Genomic DNA, 18,740 nt, shown 5'->3' on the forward strand with positions numbered 1-18,740 from the left:
TCCGTTGCCTGCGGGGGCGCCGGCCCCCGCCGGAACTCCGGCTGCACCGGGCGCTGCAGCACCGGCCGAACCGGGCGCTCCGGCACCGGCGGCGCCCGCCGCACCGGGCGCTCCCGCGGCTCCGGCGCCGATCCCGGCCGGCTCTCAGGTGGCCCCGCCGGCAGGCAGCGAGGGAACTCCGCTTCCGGGCGAGGGCGTCGTGCCTCCGCCGGTCGTGGTCCCGGGTGCTGTCCCGGCCAGCAATCAGGGCGCAGCGTCCTGACGTAGCTCAAACTTTGAGGGCGGCCGCACTGCGGCCGCCCTCATCGCTTTTCGGTGCGGTTCAGGAGTGGGCAGCCCACCAGGAGTAGAGCTGATCGAAGGTCGGCCCGCCCGGCGCGGCTTCCACTGTGCCGATGAACATCTCGTCGACGTCGGTCCAGCTGACGGTGGGCCGGTTCTGGTCCAGCGCGCACAGCAGCGTTCCGCTGACCTTGTCCGGGGTCGCGTTGCGCCGCCACGGACCCGGAGACTGGATCCGGCCCGGACAGACCACCACCTGCGACGAGGCGACGAGCGATTCGAAGGCGTCGTCGAGAGCGGCCCGGTCGGGATACAACGTGTAGGTCGACGTGTCCGGACCACCCGGATCGGTGTTCTTCGCGCACGAGACCCGGGCCACCGCTTGCCCGGACGCGTCCGAGGGCTCGCAGGCCTGCGGCGCGTAGCCGCGGGGCACTACCCGCAGCAAGCGATCCTGGGCCTCGGTGTCGACCGGCGCCGGCTCGGAGGTGGTGGCCGCCGTCGTATCGGCCGCCGGTGACGGCTTCAACAGCCACATCGCCACGACGACCACCAGGACGAGCGCAACCAGTGCGCCACCACCGATGAGCAGCACGCGCAACGGTATGGCGTGGCCCGTCGGACGCGGAACCACCGGTGGCGGCGCGTTGTACAGACCGGACCACTGACCCTCGGTGGCGGCATATTCGGGCGGCGGTCCGGCGGCGGGCTCCCCGCCGGGCGCACCCGCAGTCTCCCAACGGGTTTCGAGGCGCTGATCGTGTCCGGCCCCCACTGGCGGCTGGACCACGGGGTCGCGCGGTGACTCCCAGCCCGGCGCCTCGGCGGGCGGTTCGACGTGCGCCATCGGCTGAATCACCGGATCGCTCGGCGTTTCCCACGCATCGCCCGCGAACGTCGGCACCGCAGCGGTGCGGTCCTCGGCGTCGGACCGCGGCTGCTGATCCACCGTTTCGAGTTCGATCGCGTCGGCGTCAGCCGGCGTCTCCCACGCGTCGGTCGTCGGGGGCTCATCCGCGGCGGTGACGGCCGGTGACCTCTCGCCGCCGAGGTTCCAGTCCGGGTCGAACGCCGGCACCGGGAACGGCGGTTCCGCCGCCCCGGCCTTACTGACGCGGGCACCGGCCGGCGTATCCCACCCACCTTCGAACGGCTGTGGATCCGGCGCCGAAACATCATCGGGTTCGTCGAATCGCGGCGGCGACTCGCCCGGTGGCACGGTCTGCGACTCCCACGGATCCGATGCCGGAGGCGGTGGTGGCCACGTCATTCCGGCACCTCGGCCCGGCTCGTCTTCACTTCACAACCCCCCATGATTGACCCCGGTCGGGTCGGGAAACGTGCGGGCATGTGTCTCGGTCGGCTGAACTCGCAGACCAAGACTAGTGGGCGGTCACCCCGACGGCGCGATCTCTGCGGGCCGCCCCGATGGTCGATGCATCCGGAACCTCAATCGAGCTGTTCGATCAGTTGCTCGATGGCGGACACCGCCGAACCCGGCACCGGCTCCTCGGCCTCGGCACGCACGATGTCGGCCTCGGTGACCCCGGCCGCCTGTGCGGTCTCGCCGATCGTGAGGTTGGCGCGGCGCCGCACGGCGTAGAGCCGCTGGCCCAGGGTGGCGTTCGGCGCGGTGGCGCCGAGCATCGTGAGGTCGTCGATACGACCGCGGACCGAGCTCAGCGCCTTGATCAACGCCGGGGTCACCCTGCTGATCCGTGCCGCGCGGGCCGCGACCGCCTCCAACTGCCGCAGGTCCGCGAGGATGGCCGACACCCGGGGTGTGAACTGGGGATCGTCGACCGGCGGCAGCGCGTCCGCGGCCGAGGCCAGCGTGTGCACCGCCGTCACGACGGCCTGGGCGACGAGCGGGACCTCGTCCCCGGTGGTGACGACCGTCGTGGTGGTCTCGGCGCCCTCCTCGCCGGGCACCGGACCCTGCCCGTCGCGGAGTCGGGCGATGGTCCCCGGTGGCCACCGCAGGACCTCCTCGAGCTTTGCCCGGGTTCGCTCCCGCGGCCAGCTGCGGCCCTTCTCGAACGCGATGAGCGCGCCGGCGTTGATGATGCCGTCGGCGGCCAGGCTGCGCTGACTGATGTCGAGCTCTCGCCGTCGCGCGGCGGCGGCAGCGCCGGCCCGGACCATCCCTGGATCGACCGCACCGGTTGCCTCGTCGATCGGCTCCGCGTTGGTCATTGGACGGCGTGTTCCTCGCTGGGGTGGGCGGCGGCTCCGACGCCGCAATACTAGCCGTCACCGTAGCGCGCGCTACGACTCGGGTCGCGTACTGCGGTTCACAGCCGTTTCAAAGCTACACCTGCGGGCCGTCGCGGCCAAGCACATCGCTACGGTTCGGCACCGGGCGTCCCCGATTCAGCCCTCGCTCAAGTTTGAAAATGCCAGTTCAGCGGGCTTCCATCGGCGTTCCGTAGCGTTATGTCGCACCGCTTCGGTATCGCGTTCCATCAAACTGTTGCATCGCTACGGTTGTTGCTATACATTTCTCCCATGCGGTGCAGAACCGCCGAGTAGCAGAGGAGCCGAACCCCATGAGCAATGTGACCTTCCTGGAGATCCCGGTCGGAGCCTGCACCCGCGATCCCGAGCGGTGGACCACCACGGCCGACGAGGACGCCAAGGCGATCTGCCGCGGGTGCCCCCGCCGATGGATGTGCGCCCGCGACGCCGTCGAACTGCCCAAGGCCGAGGGCCTCTGGGCCGGCATCGTCATCCCGGAGGCCGGCCGCGGCCGCACCTTCGCGCTTCGCCAGCTTCGTTCGCTGGCCGAGCGCAACGGCTACCCGGTGCGGGCCGTGCGCCGGTACTACCCCGAGTCGGCGTAGCCGCCTCGCACGTCTGCCCTCTTGCCGCCGCGTCGAGGGGACGGCGGCAGGAGGGCAGAATGCTGTCCCCGGAATAGCGCGGGCACAGCGACGGTTACATCTTCCGACGGTGCCGGGCATGCCCCGGGCTCCACCCCTTCAGTCGCTACGAGCGACCACTCGCCGAGAGGCGCCATGGCGGCACCGTCCCAAATTTCGACTACGGCCGGTCCTCGAGACCGGCCATCGTCGTCAGCAGCGCCGCCACGAAGGCGTCGACCTCGCCCTCGTCGTAGCCGCGACGCCCCAACGGCGCCTTGGGGAATCGAACGCCCCGCACGTCGTCGGCCGTGAGATGGCCGCGGCCGTCGAGGCGCCGGGCCACCAGCTGCAGCAGGTCGTTGACCGACTTCGGGTCGTAACCCCGGCGGTTCCACTGGCATTTCCCGAAGGTCGCACTGCGGACCTGGTCGGCGGTAAGCGCGCCCGCGGCTCGGCTCATGCCCGGAATGGTAGGCGCACACACCTCGACGGAAGTTATCCACAGGCCGTTCGCCGCACCGTCGTCATCGTCGGACCCGGGACCTAGCGTGCGATGCATGACCAACTGGATCAACACCGTCAGCCGCGACCACGTCCAGCGTGGCGTCCGCGGCCGCTTCACGCAGGCCAACCACGGCAAGCCGCACGCACTGCGCAGGATGGCGCGCGGCGATTGGATCGTCTTCTACTCACCGCGCACGTCCCACCCCGACGGCGAATCGCTGCAGGCGTTCACGGCCATCGGGCAGGTGGTCGACGACGAGCCCTACCAGGCCGAGCTGTCCGCCGATCAGCAGCCGTGGCGCCGCAACGTCGACTTCCTCGAGTGCGCCGAGACGCCGATCCGACCGCTGATCAAGCACCTCGACTTCATCGAGAACAAGCAGCGCTGGGGCTACAAGTTCCGGTTCGGCGTCTTCACGATCGGCGACCACGATCTCGACGTCATCCGCGCCGCGATGGCGGGCGTGGCCGTTCCGTAGATTGGGCACGGTGAGCAACACCGACCCGGCGCCCGCCGAGGTCGTCTGCGGCGCTGCACCGTTCGCCGGTGTGCTGCGTCCCCGCGACGTGCCACTCGGCGGGCCGCGCGCCATCCACGTTCGCCGCACACTGCCGCAGCGTGACCGGTCGCTGATCGGCGCCTGGTGCTTCGCCGACCATTACGGGCCGCACGACGTGTCCCGCGGGGGCGGCATGGACGTTCCGCCGCATCCGCACACCGGCCTGCAGACGGTCAGCTGGCTGTTCAGCGGCGAGGTCGAGCACCGTGACAGCGCCGGCGTGCACGCCATGGTCCGGCCCGGTGAGCTCAATCTGATGACCGCGGGCGCAGGCATCTGCCACTCGGAGGTGTCCACTCCCGCGACCACCGTCCTGCACGGCGTGCAGCTCTGGGTCGCCCTGCCCGAGGCCGACCGCGACACCGGCCGGGACTTCGCCCATCACGTTCCGAGTCCCCGCACCACCGCCGGTGTCACCCTGCGGGTGTTCCTCGGCGAGGTCGAGGGCGCGCGCTCGCCGGTGGCGACCTTCACGCCGCTGCTCGGCGCCCAGCTCGACCTGCAGCCGGGAGCGTCGGTCGCACTCGAGGTGGATTCCGGGTTCGAGCACGGCGTCCTGCTCGACCAGGGTGATGTGGAGGCGGCCGGCGGCCGGCTCGATGTCGCCGAGCTGGCGTTCCAGCCCGCCGGGCGGCACGACCTGGGCATCGTCAACCGTGGCGACGGTCCCGCACGGATGATCCTGCTGGGTGGTCCACCTTTCGGTGAGGAGCTGCTGATGTGGTGGAACTTCGTCGGCCGCAGTCATGCCGACATCGCCGCCTACCGTGATGCGTGGGAGGCGGGGTCCGACCGCTTCGGGACGGTGAGCGGCTACCGCGGCCGGGTATCCCGACTTCCGGCGCCGCCGATGCCCAACGGGACCCTGCGGCCCCGGCGCAACCCCAGATGACAACCGAGAACCAGGAGACACCGTGACCGCTGACAAGACCGGGGCACCCACCACCGTCGCCGCCGAGGACGGCAAGTTCACCATCGCGGTGGACGGTCGCACCGTCGGGCTGGCGGAGTACGCCGACCGCGACAAGCAGCGCGTCTTCACCCACACCGAGGTCGACGGCGAGTTCGAAGGACGCGGGCTGGCCACGATCCTGGTCGCCGAGGCGCTGCGCCGGACGCGTGACGACGGTATGCGGATCGTCCCGGTGTGCAAACTCGTCGCCAACTACGTCGAGAAGCACGATGAGTTCTCCGACGTGGTCGATCCGGTCGACAGGGACGTCAAACGCTGGCTGTCCGGCCGGTGAGCGCGGCCCGCTAGGGTCGGCGCGGTGACATCACAGAGCCGCGCCGGGTCCGCCTACTTCCAGCGCGACGGCGACGCCTTCGTCCCCACCTCGTCCGCCCGCGGTCCCTGGGGTGAGTCGGTGAGCGGCAACTTCGTCGGAGGTCTGCTCGGGCATCTCGTCGACGCCGACCGGGGCGGCGACACCGACATGCACCCGGCGCGCCTCACCGTCGACCTGATGCGGCCGGTCGCGATGGCGCCCGTGCGCGGGCGCACCCGGCTGGTCCGCCGTGGCCGGCGCCTGCACCTCGTCGACGCCGAGCTGCTGCAGGAGGACACCGTGGTCGCGCGCGCGAGTGCGCTGCTGCTGCGCCGCGGCCCGCAGCCCGACGACGACGCATGGACGACCCCCATCGCCATGCCGCCGATCCCGCCCGATCCCGCCGACGTCGACGGCCGCACCATGGTGCTGTGGGTCTTCGGCGCCGGAGCCGAACACAGCGGTCCCAGTACCGATCTGAGCGGCTGGCAGCACAACGGGCCGAAAGCCGTGTGGGTGCGCGACATCACCCCGCTGGTCGACGGCGTCGAGCTGACACCCTTCACCCGCGCCGCGATCGCCGGTGACTACGCCAGCTCGCTGACCAGTTTCGGCAGCACGGGGTTGCCGTTCATCAACGCCGACTACTCGATCTCACTCAGCCGGCTGCCCGACGGTCCGCACATCGGCCTGAGCGCTGCGACCCATCACAGTCACGACGGCATCGCCACGGGTGTGGCCGCCATGTTCGACCGGCTGGGCCCGATCGGCAGCGCCACCACGACCGCGCTGGCGAACCCGGGCTTCGCGCCGCCGGCCCGCTAGCGCGGCTCAGGCCGAGCCCAGGTACTGCGCGGTGCTGCCACCGAGCGGGATCTCGGGCATCCCGAGTTTGCGGTGGTCCCAGCTGCGGTTCCGCTCGGGCACCACGCGTACGGCGATGCGGTTGTTCATCATCTGGTCGACGAACGGTCTCATGTCGTCGCTGTACGGCCCGGTGTAGCGCTCCCACACGCTGATGCCAACGCGCAGAAGCAGATCCGGGTCGTCGTCGACGATCTCCGCGCGCCCGTCGATCGACACCCCGCGCAGGGTGTTGTAGGTGTCGCCGTCCTCGATCATCACCGTGACCGTCGGGTCGCGCCTCAGGTTGACGGCCTTCTGCGACTTGGCCTTGGTCTCGAACCAGATCTCGCCTTCGAGCACCGCGTACCACATGGCGACCAGATGTGGTCGCCCGCTGGGGAGCACCGTCGCCATGGTGGCGGTGCGACTCCGGTCGATGAACTCTGCGATCTCGGCGTCGGACATCACGATCTTGCCGCGCTCGTTCTTGCCCATCGGTAATGCCTATCAGGCGTCGGCGCGCGCGACGGTCACCGGGATGCCGTTGAGCGCACCGTTGCCCGACGGTTCGTCGAGGAAGGTCGGCGGCGACAACACGTTGGTGTTGACCCCGGGCGATCCGTTGGCCACCGACATCCGGGTGCCCGGCCTGCCGTGGCCCCAGCCGTGCGGCATCGACACCACCCCGGGCTTGATCGCGTCGGTGACCTCGACGGGTACCTCGATGCTGCCGCCGGACGAGGTGACCGCGACCCGGTCGCCGGTGCTCAGCCCGCGTCGCGCGGCGTCGTCGACGTGCATCAGCAGCGTGCAGCGGTCCCTGCCCTTCATCAGCGACGGCACGTTGTGCAACCACGAGTTGTTCGACCGCAGGTGCCTGCGGCTGACCAGCACCAGGTCGTCGGGCGCTCGCTCGATCCGGCCGGCCAGCCGGGGCAGGTCGTCGAGCAGGTACTGCGGGGCGAGGCGGATCTTTGAGTCCGGCGTGCCGAGGATGGCGGGCACCTGCGGGACCATGGGGCCGAAGTTGACGCCGTTCGGGGTGGTCTTGAGCCGGTCCAGCGTGAGACCGTCCGGGTCCTCCCCGTAGCGGTCGCCGAACGGCCCGGTGCGCAGCGTGAGATCGAGGATTCGCTCCGGTCCGCCGTGGTCGTAGTGGCGGCGGATCTCGGCGCCGTCCAGACCCTGAGTGAAGGCCAGGTAGTCGAAGAAGCCGTCGTCGATGGCGGCGACGTCGACGTCCTCGGCGGGTGTGCCGGTGCACAGTCCGGTCAGCCGGATCAGGATCTCCCACTCGTGCGGCCGGTCGGGGTCCTCGGGTGCGAACACCGGCGGCGAATAGTTCGCGACGCTGTTGATGGCGAAGTTGAGGATGAGGTCGTCGTGATGCGGCTGCTCCAGCGGCGACAGGCCGGGCAGGATGACGTCGGCGTGCCGGGTGGTCTCGTTGATCCACAGGTCGACGGCGATCATCGCGTCCAGCGTGGGCAGCACCTCGTCGAGGCGGTGTCCGCCGGGGGTGGACAGCACGGGGTTGCCCGCGACGGTGATCAGCGCCTTGATCTGGCCGTCGCCCGGGGTGGCGATTTCCTCGGCCATGCAGGACACCGGCACCTGACCGAGTACCTCCTTCGCGCCGCGGACACGGGTGCGGTAGCGACCGAATTCGGGCAGCCCGCCCTCCAGGCCGGGTTGCGGCTGCACGGTCAGCGACCACGCCGCGGCACGCGGGAACATGGCGCCGCCCGGCACGTCGAAATGTCCGGTGAGGATGTTGACGACGTCGACCAGCCAGCTCGCCAGGCTGCCGAACTCCTGATTGCACAACCCGATTCGGCCGTACACGACAGCGCGCTCGGTGCCGGCGAGCTCGCGGGCGAGTGCCCGGATGCGCGCGGCGTCGATGCCGGTGGGGCCGGCCACCCGCTCGGGCGACCAGTCGGCGGCGACGTCACGCAGCCGGTCGACGCCGTCGACGTGTCCCTGCATCGCACCGAGGGAGACCAGGTCCTCGGCGAACAGGGTGTGCACGACGGCCAGCAGCAGCGCGGCGTCGGTGCCCGGCGTGATGGGCAACCACTCGTCGGCCCGGTCGGCCGTTGCGGTGCGGACGGGGTCGATCACCAGGACGCGGCCGATCTCGCCGATGATGCCCATGACATCGGGGGCGGCCAGCAGTGATCCCTGCGACGCCGCCGGATTGGCGCCCATCACCACCAGCAGTTCCGTGCGCTCGATGTCGGGCACCGGAAAGCTCCACCAGCCGCCGTACATCAGGTGCGACGACAAGTTCTTGGGCCACTGGTCGACGGTGCCGGGCGAGTAGGTGACCGGCATCCCCGACATCCCCAGCAGCACGCCGGTGTAGCGGGCCAGGGAGAAGGAGTGTGCGAGCGGATTGCCGGTGTAGGCGGTGACCGCGCCGATGCCGCATTTCTCGATCACCGGCGCGAGCAGTTCGGTGCAGCGCCGGAACGCGGCGTCCCAGGAGACCTCGCGCCACTGCCCGTCCACCTTGATCATCGGCGCCCGGATGCGGTCCGGATCGTCGTGGACCGCGCCCAGTGTCGCGCCCTTGGGGCAGAGGTGCCCGTGGCTCCAGGTGTCGTCGCGGTTGCCGCGGATGCCCGCGACCCGGCCGTCGGTCACTTGGATCTCCAAGCCGCACATGGCTTCACACAACGGGCAGGTGTAGAGGTGGCGGCCGTCCTGCCCGATGCCTGCCAGCGGTGTGCCCAGATCGGTGGTCATCGGACTCCTCGTGTTTGTTGTGACAGACTGTAACGACAACGGGGTGGGCGGGAGACCGAATCGTGGGAACGGCGGACGCGGCGCCGCGGCGCAGGCACGGTTCGCGACGCGATCCCGCCATCGACGCCGCGGTGCTGGCGACGACGCGCCAATTGCTGATCGCGCGGGGCTACGCGGCGACGACGATCGACCTGATCGCCGCCACGGCGGGCGTGAGCCGCCCCGCGGTGTACCGGCGCTGGAGTTCGAAGGCCGAGTTGGTGCACGAAGCGCTCTTTCCCGACCTCGGCCCCGAACGACCCGAGGACGACTTCGCCGCCGAGATCGTCCGACTGTGTCGCGGGGCCATGCGGATGTACGGCGACGCCGCCGTGCGCGAGGGGATTCCCGGCCTGCTCAACGATCTGCGGGCGGACCGCAAGTCGCGACGGGTGCTCAGTGACCGGCTCGAGACCGCGGCCCGCGGTGAACTCGCCGAGCGGATCGACCAGGCGGTCCGGACGGGAGTGGCCCGTGACGCCGTCGGCGCAGACACCGTCATGGACGTGATCGCCGGTGGCGCCTGGTATGCGGTGTGTGTGCGCCGGGTCCGCGATGTGGAGACCGCGGCACGCGAACTCGCCGAACTGGTGCTGCGCGGAGTGCTCATTCCCGGTCAGGGGTAGCAGCGCGTTCGCTGGCTGGTCGGTGCGATGCTGACTACTGTGTCCTGCGTGTGGGTGGGGTTGGGGTCGATCAGGGATGTCACGACGTCGACGGCCGGCGGCCTCCGTGTCGGACTCGCCGTGCTGGGGGCCGCGACGCTGCTGACCTCCTGCACCTCTGAGGTCACCGGTTCGCCGGTCACCGCCGCGGGCCCGCCGCCCGGCACCGTCGACATCGCGAGCCTCGACGTCGGCAACTACCCCACCGAACCCGCACCGCTGGGCATCGCGGAAACCCCCAAGGTGGGTTCGATCGTCGAAGCCCAGCGGATGGCCAACTACGTGACCGGACCTTGGGAAGTGGATCCGACCCTGGTCGTGGGCTACATCCGGCAACCGATGGTGCTCATCCCGGGGCAGGTCTCGGTTCCCATGCTCAAAGAGGTCAACCAGGCCGCCGAGCGCCACCAGTTCGTCAACGGGTTCTTCGTCTCGCGCCGGTCGAAGGACGACAAGACGTTCCTGCACCACGCGGTGCTGCGCTTTCCCGATCCCGGAGCGGCCGTCGCGGCGACCGCCGAGATCACACGGGTGGCCGGCGAGATCCAACTACCGATGCAGACCTCACCGGCGACGCCCCTGCCGATTCCGGGGCACCCCGAGACAGTCGCCACCAGCAGCGCACACAACAACGGCCCGAGATCATGGGCCACCGTGCGATCGGCGACCCCCCGTGGGCCGTACGTGCTGCTGCAACAGGCGCAGGCGGTCGACGTGGCCGCAACTGCGGCTCTGGTCGCCAAGACGCTCGACCTGCAGGGCCCCCTCATCGACCAGTTCAAGGCGACCGATATGGCCCGATTCCCGGACCTGCCAATCGATCCCACCGGACTGCTGGCGAAGACCCTACCCATCAGCACGAGTGACGCCACCCTCGTTCAGCGGACCACCTACGAGCGCCGCGGTGCGCTTCACTTCCAGACCGACCCGGTCACCTCCACCGAAACGTTCGACCGCACCGGAACCGACCTGATGTCGAGCGCCACCACGACGGTGTACGAGACACGCGACGAGGCCGGCGCCCGGCTGACGGTCGACGCGTTCTCCGCCGAGCTCGCGGCGAGCGCCGAGGCCGCAGACGCCGTGCAGGGGCTGCCCGACAGCAGCTGCTTCGCGCTGAAGGCCGGCGGCAGCTACTGCGTCGCCGCCGCAGGCCGGTACGTGATCGAGGCCAACGCCGTACAGCTCGCCGACACCCATCAACGCGTCGCGGCCCAATACGTCATGCTGATGGCCGGATGAATCGCACCGTCCGCGCCGGCCACGTGATCAGGGCGCTCCCGGCGTGGCTGGCCGCCTCCATGCTCGTCACCTCCTGCGCCGCGACGATCTCCGGCCAGGCCGCCAGAGAACCCGATGCGCCGCCACCACCCGTGTCGCTCGACACCGGCAACTACCCCACCACGCCACGCCCGCCGCTGGGAGCCGCCGGCCCGAACGGCGCCGCCGTCGAGGCCCATCGCATGGCTGACGCCGTCGTCGGGCCGTGGGAGGTCGATCCCGTTCTGCTGCAGATCAACCCGACCACAAAGGTGTGGAGGGAGCCGAAAGCGATCTCGACGTCGATCCCCGAGCCGGCGCCGAGCATCGCCTCCACCAACGGGTTCCTGACCGGGTTCAGCACATCCCGCTCGGCCACAGCGCCGGCCGGCGCACTGGACATCCTCCAGATCGCGGTGATGCGTTTCCCGACGATCGAGAGGGCCGCGGCGGCGGCCACCGGGATGTTCTCGAAATCCGCGGCCACCGAGTCGCGGCCGGTTCCCATTCCCGGCCACCCCGACGCGTCGGCGGCAACCGTGGGCCTCCCCGACGGCGGCGCGGCGGTGTTCAGCTACACCGCCCGCGGCGTGTTCGTCGTCTACACCTGGACGGTGGGCCGCAATGGCAACGCCGACGCGGCGACCGGGGCCACCGTACGAGCGCTCGACCTGCAGAAGCCGCGCCTCGACGCCTTCGCTCCCACCGCCCCCGACGGGTTCGCCGGACTGCCCGTCGACCCCGACGGGGTGCTCGCCAAGGCCGTCCCCGTCTCACCGGGCAACCTGACGGTCACCCATGGCGCGTGGCAGCCACGTGCAGCCCTGCACTACTCCGCGGACCCGCTCGTCTCCGGCCCCCTGTTCGAGAAGGCCCGCGTGACGACCGTCGCCAACGCCCTCGACACCCTCTACGAGACCGAGGACGCCGCGGGCACAACGACCCTGCTCGACGGACTGCAGGTCGAAACGGCGCGAGAACCGAATCTGCGGCGTCGGCAGATCGATCCGGTGCCCGGCGTGCCGGAATCTCACTGCGTGGACAACGGCGAGCGACCGCCTGATGCGCCGAAGACCGGGATCCCCCGCTTCGCATGTCTGGTCGCGGTCGACCGCTACGTCGCGTCGGTGTCCGCCGAGCAGCTCGATGACACCCAGCAGCGGGTCGCCGCCCAGTACGTGATGTTGACCGCGAAGTGACCGAGGTGAAGACAGGCCAGCCATGCCGCTGAGTGAGGGAACCGTCGTCGGCGGTTACACCATCGAATCGGTGCTCGGTGCCGGCGGGATGGGCACCGTCTACCGCGCCAAGCACCCGAGCCTTCCCCGCAGCGACGCCGTCAAGGTGCTCAGCGCAGAGATGTCTCAGGATCAGATGTTCCGCGCCCGTTTCCTGCGGGAGGCCGACATGGCCGCGACGCTGGACCACCCCAACATCGTCACTGTGTACAACCGGGGCGAAACCGACGGCCAGCTCTGGATCGCCATGCAGTACGTCGCGGGCAGCGACGCCGACCGGGAGACCACCAGCGGCCGCATGACGCCCGCACGGGCGGTGCACATCATCGGCGAGGTCGCCAAAGCGCTCGACTACGCCCACAGGCGCCAGATCCTGCACCGCGACGTCAAGCCCGCGAATTTCCTGATCGGCAGCGACGACGACGGGGAGGAGCGGGTCTACCTCGCGGACTTCGGCATCGCCCGCGCCGTCGACGAGGCCGTCGGCCTCACCCAGACCGGCACCGTCATGGCCAGCGTCGCCTACGCGGCACCCGAGGCCCTCGAAGGCAGTCACATCGATCACCGCACGGACATCTACGCCCTCGGCTGCGCGCTGTACCGGCTGCTGACCGGCGCCACTCCGTTCTCGAAGTCCGGCGGGCTGTCGGCCGTCGCCACCGCGCACCTGATCTCACCGCCCCCGCGCGTCACCGACCGCATCCCCGCGCTGCCCGGGGCGTTCAACGACGTCATCGCCACGGCGATGGCCAAAGATCCCAACCAGCGCTATCAGTCGGCCCGCGAGCTGGCGCGTGCGACGTCCGCTGCGCTGGCGGGCGGGCCGGCGGGCGGCGGCACCCAACAGTGGGCGACGGCGCCGCCGTCGCCGCTGCCCGGCCCCCCGCCGCGGCCACCGGCCGACCCGATCACCTATCCCAGCGGCTGGCATCCGACGCACGACGCGGCCACCGGCTCGCGGCTTCCCCTGCCGCAGCAGCACTTCGGACCTCCTCCGGTGACCCCGGGACACCCGCCGCCCGCACCGGGGCGGAGCCGACGGAAGCTCGTCATAGGCGGCGCGATCGCCGCGGCGGTCCTGCTGGTCGCCGCCATCGCGGGATTCGTCATCGCCCGCGGCCCCGGCGCCGCCCCCTACGAGGCGCAGACGTTCGCCCACGCCTTCGGGCAGACCAGCCTCGCCGCGGCGCCCGCCGCCGTCGCCGCGGTGGGTGCAGGCGATGCCGACGCGGTGCTCTCGCTCGGCGTCGTGCCGGTGGTGGCGTTCGCGCCCGACGCTCAGCTGCCGAGCTGGGAGCAGGACAAGGTCAGCGACTCGACGGCGGTACTCGGCTTCATCGACACGGCCGCGGTGGCCGCCGCCAAGCCCGACGTCATCATCGCGACCAGTGGCGTCGACCAGAACACGTACGAGCGGCTGTCGGCGATCGCACCGACGATCACCCAGCCCGAGGCGACCGACACGCGACAGTGGACCTGGCAGGAACAGCTCAAGTGGGTCGGCCGCATCCTCGGCGAGCAGAGCAGGGCCGACCAGCTGATCGGCACGGTCCGCGACCAGCGGTCGGACCTGGAGAGTCAGAACTCGCAGCTCGTCGGCAAGACGGTGGAGGCGCTGACGTTCTCCGACAGCGGTCTGGCACAGGTGCTCAAGCCGTCAAACGCCGCGGACTATCTCGAGGGCCTCGGCATGAGTTACGCCGAGACCCTGTCCCGCGGACCCGACGACACCTCTGCGACCCGGTCGGTCACCGACTTCAACCGCCTGTACAGGATCAAGAGCGACGTCCTGATCGTCATCCGCACCGACGGCGCCGCCGGAGGCGGTGGATACAACGGCCTGCCGAACGAGGTGAAGGCGTTCGCCGGCACGATGATCATCGTCGACGACGCCAATACCGTTGCGGCGCTGGCCGAACCTGGCGGCTATCTGGCCACCGAGTACCTCGACGCGACACTGGTGCCGCTGATCGCGAAGCGGTTGAAGTAGTCAAAAGCGTTCGGCTACCCGGTGATCTTGTCCGCGATCGCCTGTGCAACCGCCGCACCCACGAGGGGGTCGGTCGGCCTGCACGCCCGCACGTCGACGATCACGTTGCGCCGCTGGGTCATCGCCCGCTCGCACTTCAGCGGCGGCCCGTCGGTCACGCCACGCTCCAGAGCCAGGGTCAGCATGTCGCCGGTGACGGTGAAGGGGCCCGCCACCGCACGCTCGACGCCTCCCCCGCCCTCGCCCCAGTCGACGTTGATCGGCTGCGACTGGCACTTCGCCCAGTTCTTCGCCTCCTGGTCGAGGAACGCCCGGGCAGCCGCCTCGTCCGGGAACGCCGCAACCGCCTGCATCACCTGGTGATAGGGCTTTGGTTCCTCGCCGACCACCTGCCCCGCCACCCCGGTGGTCGAGTTCAGATAGGTCGCCTTGTTCAGCACCGCCCACGCGCTCAGGCAATTCAGCGGGGTGGGCGGGGCGACCCGGCCGCCGGTTCCCAACACGGCGAACACCCCGGTGGGCACCATCCCGGACGTCTGCAGCAGACCGTCGAGGTCTGCTGCCGGCAGCAGGAATCCACGCAGCGCGGCCGGGTCGACATTCCCAGGGGCAGCTGCGCTGGGCGTGGTCGGGGTCGGCGTGCCGGACGGCTTGCTCGGCTTCGGCGGCGGCCAGGCGTTCGTGCTGCGCGGGCCCGAGGCGGTGTCGTCATCTTTCCCGGCGGTGAACTCGTAGGCCGCGAACGCGCCGCCGGCGACGACGATGCCGGCCAGGAACGCCGCACCGATCGCCAGCCCGAGCCGACGTCCCTGCTTCTCCGGCTTCGGCGTGACGGTGATCGACTGCGGTGACGCCCCCGGCGGATACCAACCCGGCGGCTGCTGGAACTGCTGCTGCGGCGCAGGAGGAAAGGGCTGGTGGCCCTGGGCGGCGCCGTACGGCGCCGGCGGCGGCGGACCAGACGGCCGCTGACGGGCGGGCCAGTCGGCGGTGAAGTCCTCACCCTCGCGACCGCCCGTGCCGCGCGGATCCTGCGTGTTCATCTCAATCGCCCTTCCGGTGGGTTTCGGCACAGCCTTGCATCTCTTTGCTGACGCCGGTGAACGCGATCCCGAGTATGCCAGACCGCATCGGTTAGCGCTTCAGTTTCTCCGACCGCAAATTGACGGAACTGTAGCATCCGTGCTGCGGTGGTCCGCTCAGGCAAACATCGCCCCCCACACCGCACGCCAACGATAAACAGCTTTGATCTGCGCGTACTCCAAAGGAACGGCAGGCCCGCAGCGACCGCCCCGCTGGGTTCGCGAGGCGGATTTGCGGCGCGAAACCGAAGCAGGTGCTTCATATTGACGGATCCGGTGCTACAGTTGCGTCGGCACCGGACGAGGTGCGATGAAGATTGCGGAACACACTGACGGGGGGCGCAGGACGGATGACCGACGGCACCGGCGAACCCGATGTTCCCGCCCTGATGATCCACTGCGCTCTCGACGCGGACGCCCACACGGTGCGCCCTGACGACGGCCCGGTGACCATCGGCCGGATCCCGCCGGCCCGCATCCTGGTCGACGACCCCCGTATCTCCAGCAGGCACGCCCGCATCGACGCCCTCTCGGGCCACTGGGTGCTCACCGACCTCGGCAGCACCAACGGCACGTACGTCGACGGACACCGCATCGGCGTCACCGCGATCACCGACGGCATGACCGTTCACCTCGGCAACGCCGACGGCATCCCGGTGTCCTTCACCTCGATCGCCGACGCCGATCCGGTCGACGACCCCGAGGACGACCCGGTGGACGCGGTCGACGAACGCCTCCTGCGTGCCGGTCAGGCCGTCGCCGAGCGGCGCCGCGAGCTCGGGCTGTCGCAACGGGACCTGCTCGCCCTCGGGGTGGCCAAAAGCCAAGGGACTCTGGTCAACTTCGAGAACGGCCGCACGTGGCCGCGCAAAAGCAGCCGTGCCCGCCTCGAAGAGGTGCTGAAGTGGCCACCCGGCACCATCGCCGCCATCGTGGCGGGCGAGTCCGGCGCCCAGCCCGTCGACGGCGAACCCGCGGACGACAACACCGAGGTCCTGTCCAACACCGTCGAGATGCAGCTGGTGGTCGACGCCGCAGAGATCGGCCTGCACGGGATCAACGCGCGCATCCTCACCCTCCCCGGCCTTCACGACCCCGGCTATGCCGATCAGGTCGGTGAACTGCTCAGCGAACTGCGCAGGCTCGCGTCGATGATCAGCCGGGCCACCCTGGCGGCCACCGCGGGCGCCGACCTGGCGGTGCTGCTCAGCGAGGTGCGCCGTGCCCACACCGATCTCATGGGCCGCGCCGCCAAGGCGCCCGGCGCACCGCTGGGTCCGCGCCTCTACACCGCGCGGCACCGTAGCGAACTGCGCGTCGACGAGATCGCCGCGGCCGCAGGCGTTGACGCGCGCATCGTCACCGCGGCCGAAGCCGATCAGGCCGTCGACGCGGCGGCTGCAGCGGCACTGGAATCGGTGATCGCCACCCTCACCCGGCACTGGAGCGCCTGACATGACATCTCACCGGACGTCGAGGACTCTCGGCGTGCTCGCCCTGTGCACCGCGGCGCTGCTCACCGGCTGCGGGAGCGGTGACACCGTCAAGGGCACCCCCGTGTCGGGCCTCTTCGACCCGTTCGAGGTCGGTGGCCTGCCGGTGACCGACGGCCCCAGCGACGTGCGCGACGGCGCGCCGCCGCCCGTCGGCGAGGTCCGCGACACCGACGGCGGCAAGGTCGACCAGCTGATGCTGCTCACCACCAACGACGTCGCCGACTTCTGGCAACAGAACTACGGGGCGCTGCCGGGCGCGTTCCGCCCCGTCCAGAACTTCCTGTCCTACGACTCCCAGAATCCGCAGTCCCCGATGGTGTGCGGGGCCAAGACCTACGAGCGGCCCAACGCGTTCTACTGCCACCGCGAGCGGCTGATCGCCTGGGACCGCGGGCTTCTCGTCCCCGTCGGGGTCAAGTACTTCGGCAAGACATCCGCGGCCGGGCTGATGGCCCACGAGTACGGGCACGCCGTGCAGCGGATGGCCGGGCTGGTCAATCCGCGCACGCCGACCATCGTCTTCGAGCAGCAGGCCGACTGCTTCGCCGGCGCGTACATGCGGTGGGTCGCCGAGGACGGCTCGCCACGATTCACGCTGAGCACCGGCGACGGCCTGAACAAGATCCTCGCCGCCGTCATCGCCTCCCGTGACCCCGTCCTCACCCCCGCCGACGTCGAGATGATCGAAGAGGGGCACGGCACCGCGCTCGACCGGATCACCGCCGCTCAGATCGGCTTCGTGTCCGGCGTCTCCGCCTGCGCCGCCATCGATCTGGACGAGATCTACCAGCGCCGGGGCGACATCCCGATGGTGCTCCAGGTCGACGAGGAGACCGGGTCGGTGAACAGCGGCCAGCTGCCCATCGGCGAGGAGTCGATCGCCTCCCTGGTGGAGACACTCGGCTTCATCTACAAGCCCGAGCAGCCGCCCGCCCTGTCCTTCGACACCACGGCCGAATGTCCCGACGCCACCTCCGCCGCACCGGTGACCTACTGTCCGGCGACCAACACCATCACCGCCGACCTCCCGGCGCTCGAGGAGATGGGCAGGGCCGCCAACGAGGACGACGGCATGATGCTGCAGGGGGACAACACCGCGCTGTCGGCAGTGACGTCGCGCTACATGATCGCCCTGCAGCACCAGCGGGGCCTGGCCCTGGACAGCGCGACCGCCGCGATGCGCACCGCCTGCCTGACCGGTGCCGCCGACCGCGAGATGGTCGAACCGATCACCTTGCCGTCCGGCGGGAACTTCCAGCTGACCGCGGGCGACGTCGACGAGAGTGTCTCAGGTTTGCTCACCAACGGCATCGGCGCCAGCGACGTCAACGGCAACGCGGTGCCCGCCGGCTTCACCCGAATCCTGGCCTACCGCGCCGGCCTGCAGACAAACGCCGACCGCTGCTTCGACCAGTTCGCGGACGCGTAGACCGATGACGCCGCCAGTGACTCCTGACCCCCGGAGGTACACGTGACCGACAGAGCAGTGGCAGCTCCGCCGCTGACGGTGTGGCTCGGAGCGGCGATGTACACGTTCCCGGCCGGTCGGGAGGTCACCGTCGGTCGCGGTGACCAATGCGATATCCGTGTGGACGTGCCCGAGCGACAAGCCATCTCGCGCGTCCACGCGGTGCTGCGCTTCGACGGTCAGCAGTGGGTGGCCATCGACAACAAGAGTCGCAACGGCATCTACAGCGGCGGCGCGCGGCAGCCCCAGGTGTTCATCGACGACGACGTCGACGTGAGCCTCGGCGCTCCCGACGGGCCTCGCCTGACCTTCCGCACCGGCAGTCAGCAGCTCAACGTGATCAGCAGTCCGGTCGCGCCGGGTCCGTGGCCGTCGAGCCCGCCGCCGTCGCGGCCCGCCACCGGCGCCATGCCCGCCCCGCCGCCAC

18 protein-coding genes are annotated in these 18,740 nt (G+C 70.4%); 12 read left to right on the top strand and 6 right to left on the bottom strand.

Annotation, left to right across the window (positions count from 1 at the left end):
- Positions 1 to 322 precede the first annotated feature (322 nt).
- Together H7I41_RS22580 and H7I41_RS22585 are read right to left on the bottom strand one after the other, a co-directional pair.
- Entirely contained in the window at positions 323 to 1,552 is a 1,230-nt protein-coding gene (locus tag H7I41_RS22580) for a hypothetical protein (RefSeq protein ID WP_264014860.1), read from the bottom strand.
- Between the two features lie 179 nt (positions 1,553 to 1,731).
- On the bottom strand, positions 1,732 to 2,478 hold the full coding sequence (locus tag H7I41_RS22585; RefSeq protein WP_264014861.1) for a helix-turn-helix domain-containing protein: 747 nt from the start codon (positions 2,476 to 2,478) through the stop codon (positions 1,732 to 1,734).
- A 353-nt stretch (positions 2,479 to 2,831) separates the two neighbouring features.
- On the opposite strand from H7I41_RS22585, the gene H7I41_RS22590 reads away from it, so the two are divergent.
- The gene (locus H7I41_RS22590) at positions 2,832 to 3,125 is read left to right on the top strand and encodes a WhiB family transcriptional regulator (RefSeq protein ID WP_264014862.1); all 294 of its coding nucleotides are present in this window, start codon (positions 2,832 to 2,834) and stop codon (positions 3,123 to 3,125) included.
- A 199-nt stretch (positions 3,126 to 3,324) separates the two neighbouring features.
- On the opposite strand, the gene H7I41_RS22595 is transcribed toward H7I41_RS22590, so the two are convergent.
- Positions 3,325 to 3,606, bottom strand: a complete 282-nt coding sequence (locus tag H7I41_RS22595; protein ID WP_264014863.1) for a DivIVA domain-containing protein — start codon at positions 3,604 to 3,606, stop codon at positions 3,325 to 3,327.
- Between the two features lie 97 nt (positions 3,607 to 3,703).
- Between H7I41_RS22595 and H7I41_RS22600 the strand changes: the two genes are divergently transcribed.
- Genes H7I41_RS22600 through H7I41_RS22615 form a run of 4 tightly spaced genes read left to right on the top strand, consistent with a single transcriptional unit; the run spans position 3,704 to position 6,303 of the window.
- Entirely contained in the window at positions 3,704 to 4,129 is a 426-nt protein-coding gene (locus tag H7I41_RS22600) for an EVE domain-containing protein (protein WP_264014864.1), read from the top strand.
- A gap of 10 nt (positions 4,130 to 4,139) precedes the next feature.
- The gene (locus tag H7I41_RS22605) at positions 4,140 to 5,102 is read left to right on the top strand and encodes a pirin family protein (RefSeq protein ID WP_264014865.1); all 963 of its coding nucleotides are present in this window, start codon (positions 4,140 to 4,142) and stop codon (positions 5,100 to 5,102) included.
- Between the two features lie 22 nt (positions 5,103 to 5,124).
- The gene (locus H7I41_RS22610) at positions 5,125 to 5,457 is read left to right on the top strand and encodes a GNAT family N-acetyltransferase (RefSeq protein ID WP_264014866.1); all 333 of its coding nucleotides are present in this window, start codon (positions 5,125 to 5,127) and stop codon (positions 5,455 to 5,457) included.
- Positions 5,458 to 5,481: 24 nt separating this feature from the next.
- Positions 5,482 to 6,303, top strand: a complete 822-nt coding sequence (locus H7I41_RS22615; protein ID WP_264014867.1) for an acyl-CoA thioesterase domain-containing protein — start codon at positions 5,482 to 5,484, stop codon at positions 6,301 to 6,303.
- 6 nt (positions 6,304 to 6,309) lie between these two features.
- Here H7I41_RS22615 and H7I41_RS22620 read toward each other — a convergent pair whose 3' ends face one another.
- The gene (locus H7I41_RS22620; RefSeq protein ID WP_264014868.1) at positions 6,310 to 6,819 is read right to left on the bottom strand and encodes a pyridoxamine 5'-phosphate oxidase family protein; all 510 of its coding nucleotides are present in this window, start codon (positions 6,817 to 6,819) and stop codon (positions 6,310 to 6,312) included.
- 12 nt (positions 6,820 to 6,831) lie between these two features.
- Complete coding sequence (locus tag H7I41_RS22625) at positions 6,832 to 9,075, bottom strand: molybdopterin oxidoreductase family protein (RefSeq protein WP_264014869.1); 2,244 nt, start codon at positions 9,073 to 9,075, stop codon at positions 6,832 to 6,834.
- A 59-nt stretch (positions 9,076 to 9,134) separates the two neighbouring features.
- On the opposite strand from H7I41_RS22625, the gene H7I41_RS22630 reads away from it, so the two are divergent.
- From H7I41_RS22630 to H7I41_RS22645, 4 genes are read left to right on the top strand one after another with little or no spacing between them, the layout of a single operon-like run.
- Positions 9,135 to 9,740, top strand: coding sequence for a TetR/AcrR family transcriptional regulator (locus H7I41_RS22630; RefSeq protein WP_264014877.1), 606 nt, complete (start codon positions 9,135 to 9,137; stop codon positions 9,738 to 9,740).
- A 48-nt stretch (positions 9,741 to 9,788) separates the two neighbouring features.
- On the top strand, positions 9,789 to 11,021 hold the full coding sequence (locus H7I41_RS22635) for a DUF7373 family lipoprotein (protein ID WP_264014870.1): 1,233 nt from the start codon (positions 9,789 to 9,791) through the stop codon (positions 11,019 to 11,021).
- Positions 11,018 to 12,238, top strand: coding sequence for a DUF7373 family lipoprotein (locus H7I41_RS22640; protein ID WP_264014871.1), 1,221 nt, complete (start codon positions 11,018 to 11,020; stop codon positions 12,236 to 12,238). The genes H7I41_RS22635 and H7I41_RS22640 overlap by 4 nt, the downstream gene beginning before the upstream one ends.
- Before the next feature lie 22 nt (positions 12,239 to 12,260).
- Positions 12,261 to 14,267 (top strand): serine/threonine-protein kinase, encoded by a 2,007-nt coding sequence (locus tag H7I41_RS22645; protein WP_264014872.1) that lies wholly within the window; start codon positions 12,261 to 12,263, stop codon positions 14,265 to 14,267.
- Positions 14,268 to 14,281: 14 nt separating this feature from the next.
- Here H7I41_RS22645 and H7I41_RS22650 read toward each other — a convergent pair whose 3' ends face one another.
- The gene (locus H7I41_RS22650; RefSeq protein ID WP_264014873.1) at positions 14,282 to 15,310 is read right to left on the bottom strand and encodes a sensor domain-containing protein; all 1,029 of its coding nucleotides are present in this window, start codon (positions 15,308 to 15,310) and stop codon (positions 14,282 to 14,284) included.
- Between the two features lie 389 nt (positions 15,311 to 15,699).
- Here H7I41_RS22650 and H7I41_RS22655 point away from each other — a divergent pair, with 389 nt between their 5' ends.
- From H7I41_RS22655 to H7I41_RS22665, 3 genes are all read left to right on the top strand, one after another.
- Positions 15,700 to 16,803, top strand: a complete 1,104-nt coding sequence (locus H7I41_RS22655) for an FHA domain-containing protein (RefSeq protein WP_264014874.1) — start codon at positions 15,700 to 15,702, stop codon at positions 16,801 to 16,803.
- Between the two features lies 1 nt (position 16,804).
- Positions 16,805 to 18,274, top strand: a complete 1,470-nt coding sequence (locus H7I41_RS22660; protein WP_264014875.1) for a neutral zinc metallopeptidase — start codon at positions 16,805 to 16,807, stop codon at positions 18,272 to 18,274.
- 42 nt (positions 18,275 to 18,316) lie between these two features.
- Positions 18,317 to 18,740: FHA domain-containing protein (locus H7I41_RS22665; RefSeq protein WP_264014876.1), on the top strand; the 424-nt coding region annotated here is incomplete at its 3' end.

It is taken from the genome of [Mycobacterium] manitobense (assembly GCF_025821665.1).
GTDB lineage: Bacteria > Actinomycetota > Actinomycetes > Mycobacteriales > Mycobacteriaceae > Mycobacterium > Mycobacterium arseniciresistens.

What these genes read in the sequence shown, in the direction of transcription:
- H7I41_RS22585 (WP_264014861.1), bottom strand. Translation starts at nt 2,478, where the DNA reads ATGACCAACGCGGAGCCGATCGACGAGGCAACCGGTGCGGTCGATCCA.
- H7I41_RS22595 (WP_264014863.1), bottom strand. Translation starts at nt 3,606, where the DNA reads ATGAGCCGAGCCGCGGGCGCGCTTACCGCCGACCAGGTCCGCAGTGCG.
- H7I41_RS22660 (WP_264014875.1), top strand. Translation starts at nt 16,805, where the DNA reads ATGACATCTCACCGGACGTCGAGGACTCTCGGCGTGCTCGCCCTGTGC.
- H7I41_RS22650 (WP_264014873.1), bottom strand. Translation starts at nt 15,310, where the DNA reads ATGAACACGCAGGATCCGCGCGGCACGGGCGGTCGCGAGGGTGAGGAC.
- H7I41_RS22580 (WP_264014860.1), bottom strand. Translation starts at nt 1,552, where the DNA reads ATGACGTGGCCACCACCGCCTCCGGCATCGGATCCGTGGGAGTCGCAG.
- H7I41_RS22590 (WP_264014862.1), top strand. Translation starts at nt 2,832, where the DNA reads ATGAGCAATGTGACCTTCCTGGAGATCCCGGTCGGAGCCTGCACCCGC.
- H7I41_RS22600 (WP_264014864.1), top strand. Translation starts at nt 3,704, where the DNA reads ATGACCAACTGGATCAACACCGTCAGCCGCGACCACGTCCAGCGTGGC.
- H7I41_RS22640 (WP_264014871.1), top strand. Translation starts at nt 11,018, where the DNA reads ATGAATCGCACCGTCCGCGCCGGCCACGTGATCAGGGCGCTCCCGGCG.
- H7I41_RS22620 (WP_264014868.1), bottom strand. Translation starts at nt 6,819, where the DNA reads ATGGGCAAGAACGAGCGCGGCAAGATCGTGATGTCCGACGCCGAGATC.
- H7I41_RS22625 (WP_264014869.1), bottom strand. Translation starts at nt 9,075, where the DNA reads ATGACCACCGATCTGGGCACACCGCTGGCAGGCATCGGGCAGGACGGC.
- H7I41_RS22655 (WP_264014874.1), top strand. Translation starts at nt 15,700, where the DNA reads ATGACCGACGGCACCGGCGAACCCGATGTTCCCGCCCTGATGATCCAC.
- H7I41_RS22645 (WP_264014872.1), top strand. Translation starts at nt 12,261, where the DNA reads ATGCCGCTGAGTGAGGGAACCGTCGTCGGCGGTTACACCATCGAATCG.